Genomic DNA, 2,090 nt, shown 5'->3' with positions numbered 1-2,090 from the left:
CTTGATTCCTCCTTTTGGATTGGTTCGTCAAATTAATTCTAAAGGATTTCAAGGTGTCTTTTCTATTGTTTTTCAAAATAAAAAAGATGCTGGTGTCATCCACCAACATCAAAAAGTATAGAGCCGTAAAACAGAGGTGAGACCATTGCTAAAAGTAGCAGTGGTCTCATCTCTTTTTTTGCACAAGTCATATTTGATTGTTTCGTTATTTTAATCAGGATAAAGTTCTTTTTTTTTCATGCTAAAGAGTGATTCTTTCTTCTCGATTTTCACTTTCTTCGTTTAACTTTTGGTAAATACTTCTGTCAGAAAAAGCTCTAGGTAGATACACGAAAGCAGATAAAAAGCCTAACTTTTGCAACAGTTTATGCTGTCGTTCAAAGTTAGGCTTTTACAGTTTATAAATAGCCCTTTCTATCCATGAATCACATCAAGTAATGTCTGGAATAAGATTGCACTAGAAGCTGCTCCTGGATCAATGTGTCCAATCGCCCGCTCCCCTAAATAAGAAGCACGTCCTTTTTTTGCGACCAAATTTTTAGTATGTTCTTTGGCATTTTCGATGACGTCTGCGGTTAGCTGATTGTTTTTTAATGCTTCCGTAACAGGCAACCAAACATCTAGCATTGTTTTATCCTCTGCTTCAGCTTTTCCTCTTGCTTGTATCCCATTTGTACCTTCTTCGATGATTTTCCCTAATTGCTCTTGTGAATTGATGACGTCAACATCCTTTGTCGCTTTCATCATGTTCATGAATGCTGAACCATATAGCGGACCTGAAGCTCCTCCAACTTTGGAGATCATTGCCATCGAAAGAACTTTAAAGGTATCACGGTTCTGTTGCAAAGTTTCAATACTGAGTACAAAAGTCCCATTCTGATACTTTGACTATGCTGGTATACCCATCAAAACTTTAATTTCAGTAGATACCGAAAAGCCGAAGAGAGTGCCATTTCTTCGGTTCTTTTTATATATTCCTCGAATGGTCTCCATGCCCTTAATCGTGGATGAGGCAGTCCGGAGACTTCGATAAAATTTATTCCGTCGCTTAATTGGTCGATGATCTTGTTCTATTAAATTGTTCAGGTATTTAATGGTACGATGTTCTGTCCCTTGATAAAAGCCGCCGTATTCTTTTAGTTTCTTAAAGGCACTTGTAATAGAGGGGGCTTTATCTGTGACTACAACCTTCGGTTCATCAAACTGCTTCACTAACCGCTTAAGAAAAGCATACGCTGCTTGTGTGTCCCGTTTTTTACGTAACCAAATATCCAAGGTTAAACCATCTGCATCGATGGCTCGATACAAATAATGCCATTTTACTTTAATTTTGATGTACGTTTCATCCATTTTCCATGAATAGAAGGACTGTTTATTTTTCTTTTTCCAGAGATGATAGAGGATTTTACTGTATTCTTGAACCCACCGATAAATCGTAGTGTGACAAACATTTATTCCACGGTCATAAAGCAATTCCTGAACTTCACGATAGCTCAGATTGTAACGTAGGTAATAACCAACAGCGACAATGATGACGTCTTGTTGGAATTGTTTGCCTTTAAAATGATTCATCTCTCAAGCCTCACTAACCTTTTTTCTTACATTCTACAATAAATACAGGAAATTAAAAAACTTCGCAACAGAACCTTTTAAGTTAACGACGGTCAGGACATCATCTACAGCCACATTATTAGCTCGATTATACTTGATAATCTCTTCTGTTTGTAACAACGTTGTATTTAACCCTTCAAATTTTCCCGCATTATAAACCAGTTCCACCATGTTTTTCTTCAATAAATACACAGACTCTTTGCGAGATAAGTGGTATTTATCAGGAAATTTCGGACGCTTTTCTTCGTTCATCTTCTCACCTTTTGAATTTTTCCTTCTATTATTATATAGGGCATTATTCTGTCATAGATCCAAACTCTTTACTGCGGTATCTTTGTCTTCCTGGGTGATCCCAATATAGCGTAAGGTCTCCCGTTGCGAAGAATGGTTGAGCAGCGACTGAATGATCTCTGTTTTGGTTCCTTGCTTGTACAAAAAATAGCCAAAAGTCTTACGCATCGAATGGGGACCAATTTCTT

Annotated in this window: 3 protein-coding genes and 1 pseudogene; all 4 read right to left on the bottom strand. The window is 37.3% G+C overall.

Annotated features, from left to right (window positions below):
* Positions 1-414: 414 nt before the first annotated feature.
* Positions 415-855, bottom strand: coding sequence for a dihydroxyacetone kinase subunit DhaL (gene dhaL / locus ACWOEC_RS12075; protein WP_434226859.1), 441 nt, complete (start codon positions 853-855; stop codon positions 415-417).
* A gap of 33 nt (positions 856-888) precedes the next feature.
* A complete protein-coding gene (locus ACWOEC_RS12070; RefSeq protein ID WP_434226855.1) occupies positions 889-1,572 on the bottom strand; it encodes an IS6 family transposase in 684 nt (227 codons plus the stop codon).
* A 51-nt stretch (positions 1,573-1,623) separates the two neighbouring features.
* Positions 1,624-1,863: pseudogene (locus ACWOEC_RS12065) on the bottom strand (hypothetical protein); the annotation flags it as partial.
* 51 nt (positions 1,864-1,914) lie between these two features.
* The coding region (locus ACWOEC_RS12060; RefSeq protein WP_455308475.1) for a tyrosine-type recombinase/integrase at positions 1,915-2,090 on the bottom strand (176 nt) is incomplete at its 5' end.

The sequence above is a fragment of the Enterococcus bulliens genome, assembly GCF_053761865.1.
This window is presented reverse-complemented; position numbering and strand designations above follow the sequence as displayed.

Coding starts and splice junctions, on each gene's coding strand:
- ACWOEC_RS12070 (WP_434226855.1), bottom strand. CDS start 1,572: ATGAATCATTTTAAAGGCAAACAATTCCAACAAGACGTCATCATTGTC.